Here is a 21,792-nt window from a genome sequence, read left to right on the forward strand (position 1 = left end):
TCGTCCTCCTTATCTAGAAAACTGCTGATTTTCCGCAGTCTCTATCCTTCTTTCAGATAGCCAGCCGCATCCTTGGCAAAATAAGTGATAATCAAGTCTGCCCCAGCCCGCTTCATACTGGTCAAGGTTTCCATGACAATGGCTTTTTCATTGATCCAGCCATGCTGAGCGGCTGCCTTGACCATGGCGTATTCTCCGCTGACATTATAGGTCACCAGAGGCAGCCGGGTTTCCTGGCGCAGCTCTCTGAGGATATCCAGAAAGGCTAGAGCTGGCTTAACCATGAGAAAGTCTGCTCCCTGCTCCTCATCGCTCTTGGCTTCTCTCAAAGCCTCCAAGCGATTGGCCGGATCCATCTGATAGGTCTTGCGGTCACCAAAGGCCGGAGCACTCTCACCAGCATCTCGGAAAGGTCCATAAAAGCTAGAGGCAAACTTAATGGCATAGGACATGATGGGAATGTCTTCAAAGCCAGCCGCATCAAGCCCCTGACGAATAGCCGCCACAAAACCGTCCATGGCATTGGAAGGCGCAATGACATCTGCTCCAGCCCTGGCTTGGCTGACAGCAACTTCTGTCAGTCTAGTCAGAGACAGATCATTGTCCACTTCCTCCCCTCGCAAAATACCGCAATGGCCGTGACTGGTAAACTCACAGAGACAGGTGTCTGCAATGACGACTGTCTCACGGAAATGCTTCTTGATCAGACAGATAGCTTCCTGCACAATGCCATTTTCAGCTGAAGCCTGACTGCCTATTTCGTCCTTTTCTGACGGAATGCCAAAGACGATAAAAGCCCGAATGCCCAAGTCCACACATTCCTGAACTTCTGGCAGCAAATCCTCGAGGGAGAACTGATAAACTCCCGGCATGGAGGCTACTTCTTCCTTTTCAGTCAAGCCTTCCTTGACAAACAAGGGTTGGATAAAATCATCCACAGACAGCTTGGTTTCTCGAACCAGCTGCCGCAGACCGCTGCTTCTCCTCAGTCTGCGATGTCTATAAAATTCCATGCTTCTTCTCTTCTTTCTTGATTATTTCCTTGACCATTTCCTCAACAGAAGGACTCTGGGGCTGGTAGTCTACCCCATAGCCAGACTCCTTAACCGCCTGAGCCGTTGTCTGACCAATCACTGCAATCTGATGGCTGGATGCTAGATAGGGCTTAATAGCACAAAAACTCTGCCAAGCCGATGGACTGGCAAAGGTCCAAATCACATCCTCCTGGGACAGATAGGTCTCGAGCTGAGCCTGACCAACAGGGTTTGAGGTCGTTTCGTACATAGGCCAAGCCCAGACATCATGACCTGCTTCTTTTAATTTCTCAGCCAAACTGGGATTGGACAAGCTACTCTGGGGCAGCAAGATCTTCTGCGTCGGCAGAGCCAAATCCAGCCACTCTTGAATAAAGTCAAGACCATAGTGGCTGCTGGCCTGAAAATCACAGGCTCGGCCTAGCTTGTCCAGCGCCTGACTGGTCTGCGGCCCAATGGTCGCAATCTGGTAGTCCGCTTTCAGATAGGGACTGAAAGCCTCTACTGCGACAGCACTGGTAAAAAAGACCCAGTCGGCTTCTGGAAGAACTGCTTGGACAGCTTCTGGCAAGGGCAGAGACTGGCAGCGGATGAGAGGGACATGATGTGTCTCAAATCCAGCCTGTCTGATCTTTTCTAGCCAGGCAGAGTCTGGCGCCTGCTCTCGGGTAAAGATTATTTTTTTAACCATGGCATTCCTACTGCTCCCTTATCGGCTAACTGGCGCACAGCCTGCTCTGCCAATTCCTGACCATCTTGCCCTTGAAGGCTGACAAAGACACATTGGCCGTCCTCCTTGGCCAGCATGGCCTCTAGCTGATAGTCCTGACCTTTTTTCTGGGCAAAAGCAGCGATAGGGAAGGTGCAGTCTGCATTCATCTGAGCCAAAACTGCCCGTTCAACTGCCACTTCAGCAGCTGTCTTCTCATCCTGAACAGTTGCCAACAGTTGCCGCAGTTCCTCATCCTCTTCCCGGCATTCCACTGCCAAAGCGCCCTGAGAAATAGCTGGCAGACAAAGACTGGTCTCTAACGGCTGAATGTGAAGACGGCTTTGGTCCAGCCAGCCCAAGCGTTTAAGTCCGGCCATAGCCAAGACAATCGCGTCGTACTCGCCTTCTTCCAGCTTCTTGATGCGTGTATCAATGTTGCCTCGAAGTGGTTTAAAAGCCAAATCCGGTCTCTGAGCCTGCAGCTGAACCTGTCGGCGAATGCTGCTGGTTCCTATAAGAGCGCCCTCAGGAAGATTAGCCAGCGTCTGGCCAGCTTGACGGAAAATCAAGCAATCTCGAACATCTTCTCGCTGACTAATCGCACCGAGTGCACAGCCCTCAGCTAGCTTAGCCGGCATGTCCTTGAGACTATGGACTGCCATATCAATCTCACCAGCCAAGAGGGCTCGGTCAATTTCCTTGACAAAAACTCCCTTGCCGCCAATTTCCTGGAGGCTGACGTGGGTCAGGCGATCTCCTTTTGTGGTATAGGGAACGAGGACAAAGTCCCGCTCTGGATGGAGCTCCTTGAGCTGGTCCACTAACTGTTGGGTCTGGGTCATGGCCAACTTACTCTTGCGGGTTCCTACCTTAATGACCTTCATCTTTTCCCCTTTCTCTGTGCAAGCCAAATATCTTGGCAATCAAGGCAATGTCATAGTCTGAATGCTCTCCGACTGACAGTTCTTTGAGCTGCAAGATTGGCTCCTTCAAGACTTGGTTGATAATACTCTTCATGTGCTTGGAAATCTGCTTTTGCTCCCGCTCGGTCAAATCCGGAATCTTTCGATTAAGACTTTCCATGGCTGAAGCTTGAGCTTCCAAAGCCTTATCCCTGATTTCCTGAATCAGAGGAATAATGCCCAGCTGCTGACGCCAGTCAGCAAACTTGACCAGCTCCTCATCAATCTCCAAAGCAATCCGACCGGCAATCTCCTGCCGCTCTGCCTTATATTGCTCCAGTTGATTGGTCAGATTTTCGATATTATAGAGCTTCAGAGATGAGCTCGGATGGCAGGAACGAGGCAGACAAAGGTCAAATACAATTGCACCCTCCTTAAGCATAGAGGGAAAGATAATGTATTCTTCCGTTTTAACCGCTGAAAAGACCACATCCGCATCCGCCAGTACTGCTTCCAATTCATCCCAGCCATGGGCAGACACTCTGCCTTCTGTCAGAAAAGGCTGGGCCTTGCTGACCGTCCGATTGAGCAGCATGACTGATTCGAATGGACGCTGGAGTGCATACTTAGTCACCAGCTGACCAATCTCTCCCAAACCGATAACAGCTACCTTTTTAGTGCTGTAATCCAGCCCCAGTCGGTCCAATTCTTGGATAGCCGTCAGGCCGATAGAAATAGGCCGGTCATTGATCCGATAAGTATCATGCATGCACTTAGCAAAGGTCAGCGCCTGCTTGAAAGCCTGATTGAGGACAATACCAGTCGTACCAGCATCTTGCGCTGTCAGGAAAGCCTGCTTGAGCTGGCCCAAGACCTGACTTTCACCGACAATCTTGGATTCCAATCCGATGGAGACCCGCAGCAGATGCCGCAAGGCCTCATCCCCTTCACGAAAGACTAAATACTCTTCAAGCTCCTTGACAGGAATCTGAAACCAGTCCGCCAAAAAATGCTTGGAATAGTAGCGGCCAGTATGCAACTGGTCCACCACCAGATAGAGCTCAGTCCGATTACAGGTCGACAGGATGATATTTTCCAAGATACTTTTTTCTCTTTTCAGGAGCTTCAGAGCTTTCAGCCCCTCCTGATCTGAAAAATGCGCTTTTTCCAAAATTGTCAGCGGCGTTTCCCGATGGGTCAAACCCACATATAATAGGTGCATGCTTCTTTCCTTCTTTTAAAGTTGGTCTAAAATTGCTTCTATCTTCTTGCGAATCTCCTTGGAACGGCTGGGCGAAAGACCGTTGGTCGAGATCATGACAGACACGTCCTTCTTTCTCGCAATGGCTACATTGTAGAAGTCAGAAAAGGTCTTGTCGCCCGTATTGTTTACCAGCTGACTGGGTGCCGCATCCTCCATAATCTGGCGGTTGACCTCCGCCTGATCTGTACAGGCAAAGACCAGTTTCGCGCCTTCCAAATCACCTGTCTGGTAGGGTCTAGCTAGCCATTGGACCTCCGCCTGTGGAATATCAGCATGCAGAGTCGGACTGACCACCGTCACAGCAGCTTGCTCAGCCAGCAGGGTTTTAATCTTCCGCGCTGCGACCTTGCCGCCTCCCACTACCACGACTTTCTTCTCTCTGATATTAATCATGACTGGATACATGCTGGCTTCTCCTATTTCTTTTCCCGAAAGATTTTCGCGCTGCGTTTGTAGATTGTATCTGGCTCCTCTAGACGGTCATTGACCAATCGAGCCAGCACAAAAAAGTAATCCGACAGGCGGTTGATATAAATCAATCCTATCTCATTGACCGCTTCTTCTGCCTCTATAACAGCTACCATACGGCGCTCCAAGCGTCTGGTCATAGTGCGAGCCACATGCAGAAGACTCGCAATCCGATGGCCGCCCGGAATGATAAAGCGGTCGATTTTCGGAGGAATATGCATATACTCATCCATCCGCTCCTCCAGCCAGCTGACATTGGCTGGCTCTTGCTTGTAGGGACGCAATTCCCTCGGTGTAGCCAAGTCGCTGCCGCAGTCAAAGAGATGCTGTTGGATTTCCTCGCATTCCAGACGCAGATCATCCAAAATAGGATATTCACGCATCTCAGATACAACATAGCCTAAATGCGAGCATAGCTCATCCATTGTCCCATAAGCTTCGACCCGAATATGGGTCTTGGATACTCGGTCCCCACCGTAGAGCCGTGTAAATCCCTTGTCTCCGTATTTCGTATAAATTCTCATTTTTCTTCTCTGTTGATGATTTGATAAATCTGCTCCATATCCAAAGACTGGCGCAGGACGTCTGCCAACTTATCATACTCTCTATCTTTAAAGTCTTTGATACTGACAAGCTGGTCCTCTAGCGGCTCTAAGCCCTTAGCCAGACGAAGTTCATTCAGGTACTGACGAGTCCATTCTAGATTGTCAAAGACCCCATGAAGGTAGGTTCCTTGCACCTGCCCGCCATAAGCCACAGCTCCATCCAGACGCTCGGTTGCCTCACCATTTTGCTCCTTGATGATGGAGAATGGCTCCAGACTATCCGCCAGCTGGGTTTCCCCCATGTGAATCTCGTAGCCCTCTAGCTCTTGCCCCTCATGCAGGGCTCTGACCTGAGTCGTCCGTTTGACCGGCTGAAGCACCGTCTCTGTCTCTAAAATCCCTAGACCGCTAATCTCTTCTAAGTCAGACTCTAGGTGCAGCGGGTCGCTAATCTTCTGCCCCAGCAGCTGATAGCCACCGCAGATTCCAAAGATTCGCACGCCCTGCTCCAGACACTCGAGAATTTCGGCTTCAAGACCAGACTCTCTCAGATAGTTCATGTCTTCAATGGTGTTTTTACTGCCCGGCAGAATCAAGAGATCCGGCCGACCAATCGCATCACCAGGCTGAACATAGCGGACAGAAACATCCGGCTGGATTTCTAAACTGTGGAAATCCGTAAAGTTGGACAGGCGCTTGAGGCTGACAACTGCGATATCCAGACTCTTTCTGCTATCAAAGCGTCGGCTTTTCTGTACCAGGGCCACACTGTCTTCGCTGTCAATATCCAGCTGAGCATAAGGCACGACTCCGATAACCGGCACCTGAGTCAGCTCCTCAATCATGTCAATGCCAGACTGCAGCAGAGCCACATCTCCACGGAATTTATTGATAATAACCCCCTTGATCCGCTTGCGGTCCTCAGGCGGCATGAGCTCAATCGTTCCGTAGATAGAGGCAAAGACGCCTCCCTTATCAATATCCGCCACTAAAATCACTGGCGCATCAACTAGCTTGGCCATGCCCATATTGACAATGTCTCGGTCATTGAGATTGATTTCAGCTGGACTGCCAGCGCCCTCAATGACGATGATATCATTCTCAGCACCCAGCTCCTCATAGACTTCCTTAATCTTAGGCAGGAGCTGCTGCTTGTATTCATGGTATTCGACGGCATCCATATCCCGCAGTACCCGGCCTAAAAAAACAACCTGGGACTTTCGGTCAGAGGTGGGTTTGAGCAGGACTGGGTTCATGCGGACATCCGGCTCTTTGCCAGCTGCCTCAGCCTGAACGACCTGAGCCCGGCCCATTTCATCTCCTTTTTTGGTGATAAAGGAATTAAGCGCCATATTCTGCGACTTAAAAGGCACCACTTCTAGGCCATCCTGCTTGAAAATCCGGCAGAGCCCAGCTGCTATAATGCTCTTCCCAGCATCTGAGGCAGTCCCCTGTACCATCAATGATTTGACCATTTTACATTTCCTCCTAGCTGCTCAAAGAAAGCAGCTTCATTTTCTGCCAGTGGCGTCTGGATAGTCTGATGAAGCTTAACAATCCATGGCACAGCCAAGCCTGCTTCTACTAGCAGATCTCCCTGCTGGAAGAAATCATACTTGCTGCCCTCCGCGATCAAATGTCCCTTCTGCAGCAGATAGGCATAGTCACAGCAGTCATACATCAGATCCATGTCATGGCTGGATACGATGATGTTGGTCCCAGCCTGGACCAGCTTTTTCATGGTCGCTGCCATCTGGTCCCGTCCTTTGGGATCCAGTCCTGCCGTCGGCTCATCAAGCAGCAGATACTTGGGCTGCAGGGCCAGCATACCTGCAATAGCCACCCGCTTTTTCTGGCCGTAGCTTAGATACTGCAAGGGTCTGTCCTGCAGATGAGAAATGTCCATCATCTCTAAAGCTGCCGCTACTCTGCTTGCAATCTCGTCTTCTTCATAGCCTAAGTTTTCCAAGGCCATGCCAATATCGTCCTTCACAATAGTATAAAAGAGCTGCTGCTCTGGATTCTGAAAGACCATATTGACATGCTGCCGATACTGGAACAAAGCCTTCTTAGAGTCGCCCACAGGCTGACCATCATATAAAATGCTGCCCTTCTGCGGTTGGAGCAGTCGGGTGATGATTTTCATGATGGTAGACTTACCTGAACCATTAACTCCCAGAATGCCGGTAATCCGACCTTCTTCAAAGTCCATAGAAATATCGTGCAGCGTTGGATTTTCGTCATACGAAAAAGAAATATTCTTTACTTGTAACATCTATGTTTCCTATCTACTTTCCATTATAGTATAAAAGCAGTCTTCTTGTAAATGCGCTTTCATTATTCACTGTGCTCTGCATCAAATCTTAGCGTCAGCACCTCATTTAAATGCTGATTATCATCCAGCAGTTTGACAAAGAGAGTATTGGCTAATCTACCCCAAGCCTGGTGTTGCTTCCTTTTATTGTAAAAGGAGAATTTCAAGTCCAAGGTATCCCGAATGGTCACAAACTCATAGAAGACCAGGAAAATGAAGCGATACATGAGGACAATCAAGTCTAGCAGTACCCGCGGGACGTGCATGGCTTTAAAAAGCCGCAGCATCTGAGCAAAAGGTACCGTCAGGACAAAGAAATAAGTCGAAACCAAGGATGAGTAGATGCGCAAAAGGATAAAAATGGTCTGCTGGATATAGGATTGGCTGATGCCCAGATAACCCTGACCTAAAGGCAAGGCCAGCAAGAGCTGTTCCTGATTATTCTGATAGGTCAAGATAAAGGTCAAGAGACTAATCAGAATAAAAATACTGGCGTGCAGATACCACTTTAGATAGCGCAACCACGGAAGCCGAGCTAGATAGCAAGTCAGGGGCGCCACTAAGACGATGAGTCCTAGCTGCAGACTCCTGACACCAGAAAAACTGACAGCTAACAAGAGTACATAGATGACAAATTTATAAGCAACCGGCAGATTTTTCAACCGGTTTTGATAGGCGTATTTATCAATCGCAAACATGAGGTAGCCCTCCTTTCTAGCTATGTTTTGCAATACCTCCCAGCACAGAGCAACTCCAGTCCCAGACAGGCTTAATCGCTATCAAGAACCAGAGCTCGCTCTTACTGTTGAAGGCTTTTATTTATGTTCAGAAACTTCCTTTTGTTGGCCTTGCTTTTTCCCTTTGTGGTAGCCAATGACATAGAAGATGATACCCGCTCCGATACTGCCTTGCAGGGTGAAGAGCAGACTTTCTACTTCTGGACCCGCTGGCTCAAAGATTGGTGAAAACCAAGGCTCATAGTCCTTTTGGATAGAGCTAATGGTTTTTTCAGCAGCGTCATCTGTTCCACTGTATTCCACACCCTTAGGTGCAAAGATAAAGGCAGCTAGAGTGACTGCTACTGCAGCCAAGATTAAGATGATATTCTTGTATTTTTTCATTTGAACAGACCTGCTCTTTCTTTGACATTTTCTGAGATTAAGTTATAGAGGACAACTGTCAGCAATCCTTCTACGATAGCGATTGGGATTTGAGTAGTCAAGAAGACACCCATGAATTTCAGTGCAGAACCAACAAAGCCACTGTTAGCATCAGGGAAGACCAAACCGAGCTGGATAGAAGTTGTCGCATAAGTCGCCAAGTCCGCAATCACAGCACAGATAAAGATTGAAACCGGTGTAGAAAGCTTGATGGATTTAGCAAACTTGTAAACGAAATAACCAACAAATGGACCAACCACTGCCATTGAGAATGCATTGGCACCCAGAGTAGTCAAGCCGCCGTGAGCCAAGAGGAGGGCTTGGAAGAGCAAACAGATGGTTCCCAAAACGCTGATAACGGACGGACCAAACATAGCTGTCCCCAGACCAACCCCAGTCGGATGCGAGCTAGATCCTGTAACAGACGGAATCTTCAAAGAAGACAGGATAAAGATAAAGGCACCGGACAAGGCCAGCATGGTCTTGGAGTTTGGATCCTCTGCAACGATTTTCTTGATGCGCATCAAGCCTACTACAAAGAAAGGCAGGAATACGGCGAACCAGAAGATACACCAAAAGAGCGGAAGATAGCCTTCCATGATATGCATAGCTGACACAGACTGGGTACTCAATACCGCCAAAATAGCCAGCAAGGCCACAAAAGTTACTTTTTTATTTTTCAATAGTTTCATGTTTTTTTCCTTTACTAAGAACCTAAGCTCAAAAAGATGAATGTCTATCCATGAACATGGGCTCTGATATTAAAAAATCTTCTTTTTCACGAGGAAGGTAGTAAAATAAGGCAGCTTGGTTTCTGGTGTGATTCCTTCAAGGCCCAGCAGAGTCTGCTGCTTGTCCGTTGAAGAATTGCTAACCATAAAAGTCTGCTGCAAGAGACCGAGCTTTTCGAGCAGGGGCAGGACAGTATCTAGGTGATTGGCCACCTTCATGATCACAATCGAGTCATGCAGCTCAAGCGCCGCCTCAATCTTCTCAGCAGAAGCCGTAGCCGGCATGACCGCCAGAGACTCCTCATCCATGGTCAGGGGCTGACCTAGCTCGGAAGCCATGCTGCAGAAAGAGGTGATACCAGGGATGGTTTGACAGTCGATTTCCTTCTCCAACAGGGCCAGCAGATAGCTGTAAGTGCTGTAGACCATGGGGTCACCCAGTGTGATAAAGCCGACATTCTTGCCAGACCTCACATCCTCTGCGATTTCAGCAGAGATGGCCTGCCACTGGACTTCTTTGGTCGAATTGGAACGGACCATAGGGAAATGCCGCTGCTTGATTTCCAGATGCTCTTTTAGGTAGGGTTCTGCAATGCCTAATGCAAAGCTCTTGCTCCCCTTCTTAGCCTCTGGTGTATAGAGAATATCTAAGTCTTCCAAAAGCCGACTGGCCTTGATAGTCACTAGCTCGCTATCACCCGGTCCTACACCAATTCCGTAAAATTTTGCCATTCCTTCCTCCTATTCGATAATTTCTTCTAAATGCTGGATATAGAGCTGCTGAACCTCAGGGTATTCGCCCAGACCGACTAGATGGGCCTTAACCTCATATCCCCGCTCCTTGAAGAAGTGATACCAAGAACCTTCCTCATCTGAGCTCATATCATTGGTCGCATGGTCGCCCGCTACCAGCATGAAAGGTGCCAGGTGAACTTCTCGGACACCCTCTTTCTTCAGTTCCTGCTCAATCAGCTCAACTGGAGGATAGCTTTCTACGCAGCCTATATAGACTGAGCTTCCCTTCATCATATGATCCAAGGCCGCATAAGCTGTAAAGGCATAATGCTGACTGCCATGGCCCATCAAAACTGTTGCTGCACCCTGACCCTCATGGCCATACCGTTCCAGCAGAATATCCTTGACGGCCTCATAGTCTTCCTGACTGTTGAGCAGAGGCTTGGCAACGACCAGCTTTTTAAAAGCTGATTCAAACTCTTTGGCTTGAGCTAGAATCTTTTCATACTCGCTGCCCAAAATGACATGGAGAGGCTGGATATAGACCTCTTCAGTGCCCACTTCCAAGAGCTGCTCCAAAACCTCTTTGACCGTAGGAATATCTAGCCCTTCCTGCTTCTTAATCCGCCGTCTAACGACATTTGAGGTAAAAGCTCGGTGGACTGGATAGTCTGGAAAATGTTCCTGAATAGCCTGCTCACAAGCCTCGATTGTTTTGCGTCTGGTCTCGGGATAGGTCGTTCCGAAACTGACTACTACTATAGCTTTACTCATGACCTGCATCCTTTCAGAGAATTTCCCGGCATTTATCGATGATGGAAGCGATGGTCGCTTCATCTGTCTCAACAATCTTGCTAAAGCCTGCTTCCTCTAAAACAGCCCGTGTGCTGGCACCCATGACAACGATAGGGACATCTGCCCAGTCAAATCCAGCTTCCTGACTAGCTGCTACAAAGTTCATGGCCGCAGCTGAGTTCGGAAGACAGACTACTTCAATCTCTGACCAATTGGCACTGTTAATCTGACTGTCAAAGGCCAGCCTATGGCTAGCAATAATCGGCAGGGAATAGAGTTCTGCCAGACTGGCTTTCTTATGCTCAGCTGTCAGAATATACCAGTTGCCGCCTTCTTTTTCAAGAGCAGCTGCAAAATCCGCATCCGACTGCTGAGGCGTCATCCGATCCAGCACAATGCCGCTCGCTTCGATAGACTTAGCCGTATGATGACCAATAGCCGCAAAGCGGATGTGCGGCAGACTGCGCAAGTCTCTGCCTGCCTTGCGGAGGGCTTTCAAGAAGAGCGGCCAGCTCTGCATGTCTGCAAAGAGGAGACCGTCTACTTGCTCCAAGTCCGGCAGCTGCAAGTCTAACTCTTCAACCAAATCTCGAGCAGGGAAAGTGGTCAGCGCAGCTCCAGCATCCCTGAGCAGGCGAGGAAGTCTGCCAGTCTCTGATTGCTGGATGAAGATTTTACGGCCGAAAAGCGGCAGATTCTCATGGAAATTTAGCTGCTGTCTATAGGCTACGACATCACCTACCACGATGACACTAGGTGCTTTAAAGTCCGCAGCTTCTGCTAGTTCTACGATGTTGCCCAAGGTTCCGTTCACCGAGCGCTGTTGAGGATGGGTTCCCCATTCAACGATGGCGGCTAGCTTGTCCTTGTCATAGCCTCTAGCCGTCAGCTCTTGGACGATGGAAGGCAGATTTTTCATGCCCATGAGAAAGACCAAGGTTCCTTTGAGCTCAGAAATTGCTTCCCAATTGAGCATTTCTGTCTCATCCTTGAGATGGGCTGTAAAGACATGGAAGCTAGTCGCTACATCCCGATAAGTCATAGGAATCCCTGCATAGGTCAGACCAGCCACAGCAGAGGTGATACCTGGCACCACCTCAAAGTCCACACCAGCTTCCACCAGCTTGACTCCTTCTTCTCCGCCTCGGCCAAAGATATAGGGATCACCGCTCTTGAGGCGGACTACCCGCTTGCCCTGACGGGCTTTTTCGATGAGAATCTTTTCAATCTCTTCCTGTCGGATGCAGGGCTGTCCTGGCTTTTTACCGACATCTATCTTTTCACAGTCAGACCTTAGATGCTGAAAGAGCTCTTGATTGACTAAACGGTCAAAGACCAAGACATCTGCTTCTTGAAGCCGTCTCTTGCCTTTGAGGGTCAACAACTCCGCATCGCCTGGACCTGCTCCCAGTAATGTTACTAAACCGGACATTTTTTCTCCTTTTATTAGCTATTTTGTCAGATAAGCCTCTAACTCTTCTAAGCTAGAAACCATATGTGGATAGGCCACAATTGGCCGAGAGATGATAATGCAGTCCATCCCCAGCTCTTGACAGCCATCAATCTTTTCACGAATACCACCGACCGTACCGCTCTCCTTGGAAACAAAGACATCTGCTCCGGAACGCAGCAAGAGTTCTTTATTACACTCTTTGGAAAATGGAGCCTTAATCGCATCAATCTGATCCGCTACCAGTCCCAGCTGCTCACAAGCCAGAAGCACTTCTGAAGTTGGCAGAACGCGAACGACAATCCGCTGCTCTGGCAGACCCTTGACAAAGAGCGGCAAGGTTTTGCTGCCCGTTCCCAGATAGACTGTCTTGTAGCCGCGCTTGGCAATCTCATCAATTGCTTCTTGGGTCGAATGCACCACAATAGCCCCGCTCAAATCCAAGGTCGCCTGACGCTCAAAGCGCAGGTAAGATACACCGGCCATCTCTGCCGCCCGAATGGCTTCCTTGGACACAATGTCCGCAAAAGGATGGGTCGCATCAATGATTTCATCCACATCATTCTCTTTGATAAAGGAAACCATGTCCTCAGCTGTCAGCCGGCCCTGAATGACTGGCTGGCCGTATTTGGAAGCCAAGTGCCGGCCGTAGTCTGTGACAACAGAGCTGGTCACATCAATTTTCAAGCGGTCAAGCACTTCTAAAATAGCGGTGCTGTCGGATGTCCCTCCCAGCAGTAATTTCATCATAAAGTATATCCTCGAGGTGTGATCATGCGTCCGTTTTTAACATAAGTTTCTTTGTTACCAACGATAACGATTGTCGTCATATCTACCAAAGTCTCATCCAAGTCTTTGATAGTCGTCAAGATGATTTCCTCATCCTTACGGCCAATGTCCTTACCGATACCGACAATGGTATCCTCTGACTTGTACTCAGACATGATAGAAAGTGCTTTTGTAAGATGGTCTGGACGTCCCTTACTCCTAGGGTTGTAGAGGCAGACTACAAAGTCCCCTTGAGCTGCGGCATGCAGACGCTTCTCAATCATTTCCCAAGGCGTCATCAAGTCACTCAAACTGATGTGACAGAAGTCGTTCATGAGGGGAGCTCCCATAACTGCAGCAGCACCCAGACTAGCGGTGATACCTGGAACCACCTTAACTTCTACATCACTGGCATCTCCCAGCAATTCTAAAATCAAGCCTGCCATTCCATAGACTCCGGCATCTCCACTGGAAACAACTCCGACATTTTTGCCAGTCTCTCTAGCCAAATCAATGGCCTTTTGACAACGGTCGATTTCCTGGCGCATACCATTCGCTACGAGCTCTTTGTCCTTGACCAAATCAAGAATCAATCGCATATAAGTTGAGTAGCCGACGATAATTTCACAATCGGCTATAGCAGCCAATGCTTCTTGTGACATCAATTCTTCTTTACCTGGGCCTAATCCGATAACGTATAACATATATTTTTTCTCCTTTATGGGTATGATAAAATTTTATAAGGGCAGTTGGTTCATAAGACCGTCTGCTCTTTTTGATTTACTTTTTGGTTATTGCTTTTGCAAGCGCGTAGGTACAGCCGTTCTTAGCAAAGCGCTCTGTCAGGACTTGACCCTGACTGGCCAAATCTGCGCTGGCCAAGGCGACACTGCCGACTCCGACTGTCTTTTTGACAAATTCTGACTGAGGATAGCGGTCTGCTACGACAGACAGCTCCTCCTTGTTAAAAGTCTCAAAGGGACAGCCCAATTCCTTGGCCAAGGCCAGAATAGCAGCTTCATCCTTCTTGACATCAATGCTGACGATTTTGGAAATCTCACTGGCAGAAATCCCCTGCTGCTGACAAAATTCCTCAAAGCCTTCTCGGAAGACAGCAGGAGCCACATCCTTTCTAGCACCAACTCCTAAGATATAGGGTTGAGGATAGATGAGAGCCAGATTTTCTCTTTGAATGTCCTTTTTTTCTGCAGTCAGCAGAATCAGCGGTTCCGTTCCTTTGAGAACAGCTGAAAGTCCTTCCTCATCCACCAGAGTCAGACCGCGAAGGTCGGTAACCCAGTCCTTTTCCTGATAGAAATAGACGGTTCGGCCGCTGCCTAGATAGCTGTTGAAAGGTTTGATAAATTCTCTCAATTCCGGTCGCCAGCCATTGACTGATTGGGCCAAATTGTCCAAGGCTGTTACATTCTGCACATCTGTCGCTGTCGTGATAACAGGATTGGAACCGAGCAATTCTGCGATGTCTCGCGTCACTTGATTGGCTCCGCCTAGATGCCCGCTCAGCAGGCTGATGACATTCGTCGCTTTCTCATCCATGACCACTACTGCTGGATCGCTCGCCTTGTCTTTCAAGACTGGTGCAATAGCTCGCACAACCGCCCCGATAGCCATGATACAAATGAGTACATCCACTTCCTGAAAGAGCTGACCAAGCGCCTCAATCACTCGTCCTTCGATGGCAATGACCCTGTCATCTGCCAATCGAGGTGTCGTATAGATAGGGATTTCCTTGCCCAGCTTCTCCCGCAGAGTCAGAGCCAAGTCCTTGCCAACCGCTGTCACTGTCGCGATTGCGTAGCGGGCTTGAGAATCACTTGGCATGGCTGCTCTTCCCCCGTCTAAACTCATGCTGGAAATCCGCATGGTAGAGCTTGGAATAGTAGAATTCCTGACCTAAAAAGTCACCGACCAAAATCAAAGCTGTCTTTCTAATCTTAGCTTCCTTGACCTTCTCAGCAATGTTTGTCAAATCGCCAAAGACCTTCTTTTCATCTGGCCAAGTAGCCTTGTAAATGACAGCCACAGGCGTTTCTGGAGGATAGCCACCCTCGATCAGCTCACTGACGACCTTTTCAATGCCTTGAACGGATAGGAAGATGGCCATAGAGGTCCGATGCTGAGCATAGCTTTTCAGAGATTCCCGATCTGGCACAGGCGTCCGGCCAGCCATCCGAGTGATGATGAGGCTTTGAGAAACCTCTGGTACAGTATACTCCGCCCCGATACTGGAAGCAGCTCCCAGAAAAGAGCTGACGCCCGGCGTACAGTCAAACTCAATGTCGCGCTTCTTCATTTCTTCGATCTGCTCTCGAATGGAGCCGTAGATGGAGAAATCTCCCGTCTGCAGGCGAACCACATCTTTACCAGCCTTGACTCCAGCCTCCATGACATCAATGATTTCCATCAAGTGCATGCTGGCGCTATCATGAATCTCAGCCCCTTCCTTACAGTAGTTCAGCAAGTCTGGATTGACCAAGGAGCCTGCGTAAATGACCACATCAGCCTCAGACAGCTGCTTGTAACCTTTGAGCGTAATCAGCTCCACATCACCTGGGCCTGCTCCAACAAAATGTACTTTGGACATCAATTAGCCTCTCTTTCTTTTTTCTTACAGGAAACGATAATAGTCGGATTTTGGGGCTTGAAGTAGTGCCCCTTGCCTATACCTGTCCAGCGGCTAGCCTGAACCGAGACAATCTCTAGATCCTCCCAGTCCATCTGCTCCGCTATTTGAGCTGCTTCCAGAGCATTCTCCAGCAGGATAAAGTTCAAGACCAACCGACCGCCCGGCTCCATGAGCTGGGCACACCAGTCAAAAATCTCCTGCATATTGCCCCCGGTTCCTCCGACAAAAATGGCATCAAAGGATCCTTCCAACTCAATCGGAGCCAGTCCTTGATGGAGACGGACATTTTGGCAGCCAAAGTGCTGGATATTCTCCTGAGTCAAGGCCACCGCGTCTTCATTGCGCTCCACTGCCACCACTTCCAGTTCTGGATAGGTTCGGGCTGCCTGAATCGTGACACTGCCAGTGCCAGAACCGACATCCAGCATGCGCTTGGCTCGATGCAGCTCCAACTTATCCAAACTGATGGCTCTGACTTCTTCCTTAGTCATAGGGACTTTAGCCCTGATAAATTCCGAATCCCTCATCTAACACCACCACCACATTCATTTCATATTCTCTATCTTCTACCTCACTCGCAGGCAGAATGGTAATACGCTCGTCTTCATAACTCAGCTGCTCACCAATGACCAGCACCTTATCCAAACCTCTTTTAACGGCCTCTTGAGCAATCTCGTAGGGGCCAACTTTCTGATCCGTCACCATAAAGACTTTTGACAAACTCATAATCAAGTCAAAGTTAGGCACCTTAGCATGACTGCTCGTCAGGTAAGCATCGTTCATAGGCAGGGCAATTCTGCTGGCCAGATACTGCATGGCGCTGATACCCGGCGAGATGACCACGCGCCCCTTGAACTTCTCTGATAGCCATTTGCCCAAACCGTAGATTAGCGGGTCGCCTGAGGCCAGATATAGAATTTCTTCATCCTCACCAAAGCTCCCCAGCAATTCTGCTAACGCAGCCAATTTTTTAGGAGGGACCAGGCCCTTGTCCCGATAAGCCGGCGGTAAAATTTCCAGATGGCGTTCACTGCCCAAAATACGGTCAGCCTTTTCAAAATAGGCTTCCTGCCCCAGAAGACCATAGCTCGGATCTCCCGGACCAATTCCGATAACATAAATCATGTCCATTCCTCCTTTATCTGCTCCAAAGGCTGGGTTGATGCCAGATAGCCTTCCTCAGTCCCAAAGACGACCACCTCAATGCTGACTTCTGGCTTACGATAGCGAAGCAGACGCTCACTTCTAGCCTTAATCTTATCCGCCAATACCTGATAGACACCCTCATAAGAAAATTCTTTAATGGCTGTTCCAGCTGCCTCGGTCGTCAAGCACTTATCAACCTTTTCCAACAGCTCCATAGGCGCCCCCATCAGGGCTAGATTAGCCACCAGCGTTTCCATACGGGCATCCGAGTCCTTACTGTGGGTAGAGAAAATCCCAGCCGCCACTTTGACAAACTTGCCCATGTGACCAATCATCAAAACCTTGGTAAAGCCGATGCGCTGCACTTCTTTGAGGACATGTCCGACAAAGTTACTCATATTGACGATGCGCCCAGCTGGAATCCCCACAGTATTAGTAGCAAAATCTTCACCGTAATTTCCCGGTACCAAGACGACTGAACGATGTCCTTGATTGTAGAGCATGGTCAGCTCAATCGTAATGGACGCTTTCCAGCTATCCTCGGACATAGGATTGACAATCCCTGTCGTTCCCAAAATTGAAATACCACCGACAATACCTAGTCTGGAATTGTAGGTCAGCTTGGCTGTCTCTTCCCCACCAGGAACGGAAATGATGACCCGCGCCCCACAGTTGGGACCGATAATTTCACGGACATGCTGCTCAATCATCCGTCTAGGAGTCGGATTGATAGCCGCCATGCCGACATCGCAGGCCAGCCCCTTCTCGGTCACGCGCCCGACGCCCTGACCTCCGTCAATCTCGATTTCCTTCTGATCTGGCAGAAGAGTCACGGTCGAATAAATCAAGAGTCCGTGCGTCGCATCCGCATCATCGCCGCCATCTTTTTCAATGGCCGCGGTCGCTTCTTCTGGTCCGAAGGAAGGATTGTGAACATCCATGGTCACTTCCACGCCTGAAGCCGTATGCACAGTAACCTTTTCTTCCCTTTCCTGATTTAAGATCATGCTCAAGGCTGCAACAGTCGCTGCCGTTGCGCAAGTACCAGTTGTAAAACCTTTTCTTAATTTCTTTCCATTGACATAAGCGTATTCATCCATCATCAGCCCTCTCCTTTCTCCGGAGCCTGCTTTTTATCTGAAACACTGTAACGCTCATAGTCTGTAGTGTCGAGCTTGAGCTGGTAGAGAATGGCATTGACCACAGCTGCTGCGATGGTACTGCCGCCCTTTTGACCCAGTGCTGCGATAGAAGGCACCGAACTTTCATGCAGTTTGAGCTTGGATTCTGCCGCTCCGACAAAGCCAACTGGAACTCCGACAACTGCATCCGGCTGCAAGCTTCCTTCTTCGACCATATCCAAAACCTTGAAGATAGACGTTGGAGCATTCCCAAAGACAAAAAGTTTTGGACCATCCACTTTAGCTGCATATTCTACAGCAGCCATGGAGCGAGTAATTCCTTTTTCCTTAGCTTCCTGAAAGACTGCCGGCTCATTGACCAGACAGCGATAGGAAACACCTAGATCATCCAGCAATTTCTTATTAAAACCGCCCAAGACCATGGTTGTATCTGTAAAAATGGTGCCCTTGTTTCGGAGGACGTAGAGAATCTTCTCAATAACCTGATTGGAAAACTTGATATTGTAGAGGTAGTCAAAGTCTGCACTGGTAAAGACAACCCGCTTGAGCACTGCCTCTTCAAAAGGATCTGAAAAATGAATATCCGGATGCTCTTGGTCAATAATTTCCTGAATCTTGCTGAAACTAGCTTCTTCAATCTTATGCGCTGCTTTTAGATAGGACATCTAGTTCTTTCCTCCTTCTTTACTGGATGGTGTAGAGTAGCGGACATAGTCATCTGTCACCACTTCTCTCAGCTGGTAGATAATGGCATTGACAATGGCTACTACAATCGTGCTGCCACCTTTTCTTCCGAGATTGACAAGGGCAGGAAGACCTGACTGAAGCAGTTCTTCTTTTGACTCTTCGACATTGATAAAGCCGACTGGAACCCCAATCACTGCATCTGCTTCTACCAATCCCTGCTCTGCCAGCTCAATCAGGTAAGACAGAGCCGTAGGAGCACCACCGAAGGCAAATACTTTAGGCCCTTCAATCTTAGCTGCTATCTCAACAGCCGCCATAGCTCTGGTAATTTGCTTTTCCTTGGCCAGCGCAACCACTTCTTCATCGCTGATTAAACATCGGTAGCTCACACCTAGCTGGTCAAGCACGCGCTTGTTAATACCGTTAAGAGAGATATTAGAGTCCAGGAGAATAGTCCCCTTAGCTCTGATTACTTCTTCTATTTTTTTAAGGACATTATGCTCAAAACGCATGGTATAGAGATAATCGAAATCTCCCGTCGTATGGATAGCCCTCTTGATAATGGATTCTTCCATTTCCGAATGGAAGACATAATCAGGATCTTTTTCAGTAATCATAGACTGAATAATTTGAAAGCTCTTTTCCTCAATAGAGGAAGGATTTTGGATATATGTCATAGTATACTCCTAGAAATATGCTTGCTTTACTAAATAAAAAAGAGTGAACAAGATTAAACCTGTCATGGTACTTGTATAAAGCAGAGAGATAGCCGTCTGAATATCATCCGCCGCAACCGGCCTGGAAGCCTCTCCAATGGTCGGCTTCTCGATTAGCTCTCCGTGATAGACGTGCGGTCCGCCCAGCTGAATGCCCAGAGCACCAGCTACAACTGCCTCCGAAAAAGCACTGTTGGGACTAGCATGCTGATAGCGATCCCGCCAGCCAATCCGCAGGGCTCCTTTGACATCCAGCAGTAAAATCTGACTGCTGAGAATCAAGAAAAGCCAAGTCAAACGCGCAGGAATCAGATTGGCCAGATCATCCATCTTGGCGGATATCAAGCCGATTTTGCGGTATTTCTCCGTCTTATAGCCTACCATAGAATCTAAGGTGTTGATGGCCTTATAGGTCATGGCTAGAATGGGTCCTCCTAGAAAGAGGCAGAGCAGAGGGCCGATAACCCCGTCACTGGTATTTTCAGCCACCGTCTCAATTGTCGCCTTGCTGATTTCCTCTGGTGTCAGCTGGGAAGTTTCACGGCCGACAATCATACCAACTTGCTTTCTAGCTTCTTCCAAAGTGCCAAACTTGAGCGTATGGTAAACCTTTTGGGCCTCAAAAGCTAGACTTTTAGCCGCTAGACTAGCATAGGCCAGATAGATCCAGACGATCCAGTAGAGGACGGGATGGACCAGACTAGCCAGCCAAAGCAGCCCGTAGCTGACTCCCAGCGACAGTCCAACTGTTGTCAGCCAGAGGAAAAAGCCAAATAGATAGGGCGAAAACTGCCTTTTCTCCTGCAAGCGCATACATAGATAAATATAGGAACCCATCCACTTGACTGGATGAGGCCAGCTATAGGGGTCGCCAATGAGCCAGTCCAGTAAGACGGCCAAAAAAATTGCAATGAGTGTCATATCACTTCGCCTCTTTGATATAGTTCAGCCAGTTGGCCAGCAGTTGCTCATCCTGATAAAAATGAACATGCAGGTAGCTAGCAAAGGTCCGGCCCTTTTGATAACCGCCTGTCCAGGCAGCTACGACCTGACCGTCTCTGACCTTCTCTAGCTTGAGGACCGTATCTTCCTCCGTTTCAAAGACCGAATGGTGAAACTCATGTCCCCTGACCGCTGTACCTTTAGGACCAAAAAGACTGTCTACCTGCGTTTCTGCTTGGCAATAACCAAAGCTTTTCAGGCCGGGTGTCATCAGGCTCTTGCCCTCGAAAATGCCGACCATTTCATAGACCTGCCCCCCTACTTCCAGCAGCTCTCCCAGATACATGAGTCCGCCGCATTCTGCGTAGATTGGCTGGCCTTGCTCGTGAGCTTTCTTAACCGAAGCCCGAAAGTCAGCATTTACCATCAGCTCCTGAGCGTAGACTTCTGGAAAACCACCGCCAAAATAATAAGCATCTGCAGCTGGGAGTTCCTTATCTTTCAGAGGGCTGAAAGGCACTAGCTGGACATTGAGCTCTCTTAAAAAGTCTAGATTATCTTCGTAGTAAAAGTGGAAAGCATCATCCAAAGCATAAGCCAAAGTCAAGGGCTGGTCATTGCGGATATGAAAAGGATTGGTCATCTGCTTATCGGGAAGTTCTGCCTTTTCCAGCAGTCTGTCTAGATTTATATACTTGGCCGCTGCCGCTCCCAACTCCTCAAATCGACGGTCCAAATCATCCATTTCTACGTCAGGGATTAGACCTAGATGGCGCGATGGCAACTCTGCAGTTGCATTCTTAGGCAGATAACCCAGCACTTCGACATCCGTGTAACGCTCAATGGCACCCTTGATAAGTTCAAAGTGAGTCTGTGAAGCCACCCGGTTGATAATGACCCCAGCAATATTCAAATCCGGATCAAAAGTCGCAAAGCCATGTACCATGGCTGCTGCAGATGTTGATGTCGCCTTCCCATCGATAATCAAGACAACCGGAATGCTCAACTTCTTAGCAACAGAAGCAGAAGACGCACAGTCCTTGTCCGTTCCCAGACCATCAAAGAGCCCCATGACTCCTTCGACTACTGCCACATCCGCATCTCCATGCCATTTGTAGTAGGACCAAGCCAGACTCTGATCGTCCGGTATCATAAAGCTGTCCACATTCCGTGACGGTCGCTTAGTAATCCGACTATGATAAGCTGTATCAATATAATCAGGTCCTACCTTATAAGGCTGGACCTGATAACCTCTGTCTGCCAGAGCTTTCAAAATCCCTAGGGTAACTGTGGTCTTTCCGACACCGCTGGAAACACCAGCTAGCATAAATTGCTTCATCGCTTTACTCCAGATTTGCTGATAAAAAAAGTACTACAAAAAAATAAGGAATTTTTATTTTTTTTGTAGCACCGTTGCTCACTTATTATGTAGAGCAAACACCCCGTTGTGTTCGCTTTCAGTTCTTATATTAAATTTATTTTAATATAAAGCGTAAAAGCTGTCAAGTTTTTAATAGAGCATCTGCGAAAAAAGTCAAGATTCTAGAGCGTCTCCACTGAAAATTGAGCATTTTTTACAATTCTGTTAAATTTAAAAAAACATCAGGAAAACGAACATTCCTGATGTTTTATTT

General features: G+C 48.4%; 25 protein-coding genes. All 25 read right to left on the reverse strand.

Annotation, left to right across the window (positions count from 1 at the left end):
• Window positions 1–41 precede the first annotated feature (41 nt).
• The 25 genes from hemB to O3627_RS05050 all read right to left on the reverse strand — a co-directional run bounded on the left by hemB (window position 42) and on the right by O3627_RS05050 (window position 21,497).
• Window positions 42–1,013: a porphobilinogen synthase gene (gene hemB, locus O3627_RS04930; RefSeq protein WP_125381988.1), complete on the reverse strand. Its 972-nt coding sequence runs from the start codon at window positions 1,011–1,013 to the stop codon at window positions 42–44.
• A complete protein-coding gene (locus tag O3627_RS04935) occupies window positions 1,000–1,725 on the reverse strand; it encodes a uroporphyrinogen-III synthase (RefSeq protein WP_125381989.1) in 726 nt (241 codons plus the stop codon). The genes hemB and O3627_RS04935 overlap by 14 nt, the downstream gene beginning before the upstream one ends.
• Window positions 1,710–2,630 (reverse strand): hydroxymethylbilane synthase, encoded by a 921-nt coding sequence (hemC, locus tag O3627_RS04940; RefSeq protein ID WP_125381991.1) that lies wholly within the window; start codon window positions 2,628–2,630, stop codon window positions 1,710–1,712. Before hemC ends, O3627_RS04935 begins: the two co-directional genes overlap by 16 nt.
• The gene (hemA, locus tag O3627_RS04945; RefSeq protein WP_125381992.1) at window positions 2,617–3,870 is read right to left on the reverse strand and encodes a glutamyl-tRNA reductase; all 1,254 of its coding nucleotides are present in this window, start codon (window positions 3,868–3,870) and stop codon (window positions 2,617–2,619) included. The genes hemC and hemA overlap by 14 nt, the downstream gene beginning before the upstream one ends.
• A 15-nt stretch (window positions 3,871–3,885) precedes the next feature.
• Window positions 3,886–4,317: a bifunctional precorrin-2 dehydrogenase/sirohydrochlorin ferrochelatase gene (locus tag O3627_RS04950; protein WP_002903866.1), complete on the reverse strand. Its 432-nt coding sequence runs from the start codon at window positions 4,315–4,317 to the stop codon at window positions 3,886–3,888.
• 11 nt (window positions 4,318–4,328) lie between these two features.
• On the reverse strand, window positions 4,329–4,904 hold the full coding sequence (locus O3627_RS04955) for a cob(I)yrinic acid a,c-diamide adenosyltransferase (protein ID WP_125381994.1): 576 nt from the start codon (window positions 4,902–4,904) through the stop codon (window positions 4,329–4,331).
• Window positions 4,901–6,400 carry a cobyric acid synthase gene (locus O3627_RS04960; protein WP_125381995.1) on the reverse strand — a complete coding sequence of 500 codons (1,500 nt, stop codon included), beginning with the start codon at window positions 6,398–6,400 and terminating at the stop codon, window positions 4,901–4,903. Before O3627_RS04960 ends, O3627_RS04955 begins: the two co-directional genes overlap by 4 nt.
• The gene (locus tag O3627_RS04965) at window positions 6,385–7,200 is read right to left on the reverse strand and encodes an energy-coupling factor ABC transporter ATP-binding protein (protein WP_125381997.1); all 816 of its coding nucleotides are present in this window, start codon (window positions 7,198–7,200) and stop codon (window positions 6,385–6,387) included. The genes O3627_RS04960 and O3627_RS04965 overlap by 16 nt, the downstream gene beginning before the upstream one ends.
• Window positions 7,201–7,262: 62 nt before the next feature.
• Window positions 7,263–7,937, reverse strand: a complete 675-nt coding sequence (locus O3627_RS04970; RefSeq protein WP_125381998.1) for a CbiQ family ECF transporter T component — start codon at window positions 7,935–7,937, stop codon at window positions 7,263–7,265.
• Window positions 7,938–8,054: 117 nt separating this feature from the next.
• Window positions 8,055–8,360: an energy-coupling factor ABC transporter substrate-binding protein gene (locus O3627_RS04975; RefSeq protein WP_002911813.1), complete on the reverse strand. Its 306-nt coding sequence runs from the start codon at window positions 8,358–8,360 to the stop codon at window positions 8,055–8,057.
• Window positions 8,357–9,091, reverse strand: a complete 735-nt coding sequence (locus tag O3627_RS04980; RefSeq protein ID WP_002901131.1) for an energy-coupling factor ABC transporter permease — start codon at window positions 9,089–9,091, stop codon at window positions 8,357–8,359. The genes O3627_RS04975 and O3627_RS04980 overlap by 4 nt, the downstream gene beginning before the upstream one ends.
• A gap of 69 nt (window positions 9,092–9,160) precedes the next feature.
• On the reverse strand, window positions 9,161–9,862 hold the full coding sequence (locus tag O3627_RS04985; RefSeq protein WP_002919588.1) for a cobalt-factor II C(20)-methyltransferase: 702 nt from the start codon (window positions 9,860–9,862) through the stop codon (window positions 9,161–9,163).
• Window positions 9,863–9,871: 9 nt separating this feature from the next.
• On the reverse strand, window positions 9,872–10,639 hold the full coding sequence (locus O3627_RS04990) for a sirohydrochlorin cobaltochelatase (RefSeq protein ID WP_125382001.1): 768 nt from the start codon (window positions 10,637–10,639) through the stop codon (window positions 9,872–9,874).
• 13 nt (window positions 10,640–10,652) lie between these two features.
• Window positions 10,653–12,092: a uroporphyrinogen-III C-methyltransferase gene (cobA, locus tag O3627_RS04995; protein WP_125382003.1), complete on the reverse strand. Its 1,440-nt coding sequence runs from the start codon at window positions 12,090–12,092 to the stop codon at window positions 10,653–10,655.
• 18 nt (window positions 12,093–12,110) lie between these two features.
• Window positions 12,111–12,860, reverse strand: coding sequence for a precorrin-6A reductase (cobK, locus tag O3627_RS05000; RefSeq protein ID WP_125357170.1), 750 nt, complete (start codon window positions 12,858–12,860; stop codon window positions 12,111–12,113).
• Window positions 12,857–13,582 (reverse strand): precorrin-3B C(17)-methyltransferase, encoded by a 726-nt coding sequence (cobJ, locus tag O3627_RS05005; protein ID WP_002896461.1) that lies wholly within the window; start codon window positions 13,580–13,582, stop codon window positions 12,857–12,859. Before cobJ ends, cobK begins: the two co-directional genes overlap by 4 nt.
• A 76-nt stretch (window positions 13,583–13,658) precedes the next feature.
• On the reverse strand, window positions 13,659–14,720 hold the full coding sequence (gene cbiG / locus O3627_RS05010; RefSeq protein WP_185756106.1) for a cobalt-precorrin 5A hydrolase: 1,062 nt from the start codon (window positions 14,718–14,720) through the stop codon (window positions 13,659–13,661).
• The gene (locus O3627_RS05015; RefSeq protein ID WP_002896463.1) at window positions 14,710–15,483 is read right to left on the reverse strand and encodes a cobalt-precorrin-4 methyltransferase; all 774 of its coding nucleotides are present in this window, start codon (window positions 15,481–15,483) and stop codon (window positions 14,710–14,712) included. Before O3627_RS05015 ends, cbiG begins: the two co-directional genes overlap by 11 nt.
• Window positions 15,483–16,052, reverse strand: a complete 570-nt coding sequence (locus tag O3627_RS05020; RefSeq protein WP_011836530.1) for a decarboxylating cobalt-precorrin-6B (C(15))-methyltransferase — start codon at window positions 16,050–16,052, stop codon at window positions 15,483–15,485. Before O3627_RS05020 ends, O3627_RS05015 begins: the two co-directional genes overlap by 1 nt.
• A complete protein-coding gene (locus O3627_RS05025; RefSeq protein WP_125357172.1) occupies window positions 16,024–16,656 on the reverse strand; it encodes a cobalt-precorrin-7 (C(5))-methyltransferase in 633 nt (210 codons plus the stop codon). The genes O3627_RS05020 and O3627_RS05025 overlap by 29 nt, the downstream gene beginning before the upstream one ends.
• On the reverse strand, window positions 16,647–17,774 hold the full coding sequence (gene cbiD / locus O3627_RS05030) for a cobalt-precorrin-5B (C(1))-methyltransferase CbiD (protein ID WP_125357173.1): 1,128 nt from the start codon (window positions 17,772–17,774) through the stop codon (window positions 16,647–16,649). The genes O3627_RS05025 and cbiD overlap by 10 nt, the downstream gene beginning before the upstream one ends.
• Window positions 17,774–18,478, reverse strand: a complete 705-nt coding sequence (locus tag O3627_RS05035; protein WP_002901146.1) for a cobalt-precorrin-8 methylmutase — start codon at window positions 18,476–18,478, stop codon at window positions 17,774–17,776. The genes cbiD and O3627_RS05035 overlap by 1 nt, the downstream gene beginning before the upstream one ends.
• On the reverse strand, window positions 18,479–19,177 hold the full coding sequence (locus O3627_RS05040) for a cobalt-precorrin-8 methylmutase (protein WP_125357175.1): 699 nt from the start codon (window positions 19,175–19,177) through the stop codon (window positions 18,479–18,481). It abuts the gene before it with no gap.
• Between the two features lie 9 nt (window positions 19,178–19,186).
• A complete protein-coding gene (cbiB, locus tag O3627_RS05045; RefSeq protein ID WP_125357176.1) occupies window positions 19,187–20,137 on the reverse strand; it encodes an adenosylcobinamide-phosphate synthase CbiB in 951 nt (316 codons plus the stop codon).
• 1 nt (window position 20,138) lies between these two features.
• Complete coding sequence (locus O3627_RS05050; RefSeq protein ID WP_125357177.1) at window positions 20,139–21,497, reverse strand: cobyrinate a,c-diamide synthase; 1,359 nt, start codon at window positions 21,495–21,497, stop codon at window positions 20,139–20,141.
• Window positions 21,498–21,792 lie beyond the last annotated feature (295 nt).

Source organism: Streptococcus sp. 27098_8_82, from assembly GCF_041431615.1.
GTDB classification, from domain to species: domain Bacteria; phylum Bacillota; class Bacilli; order Lactobacillales; family Streptococcaceae; genus Streptococcus; species Streptococcus sanguinis_K.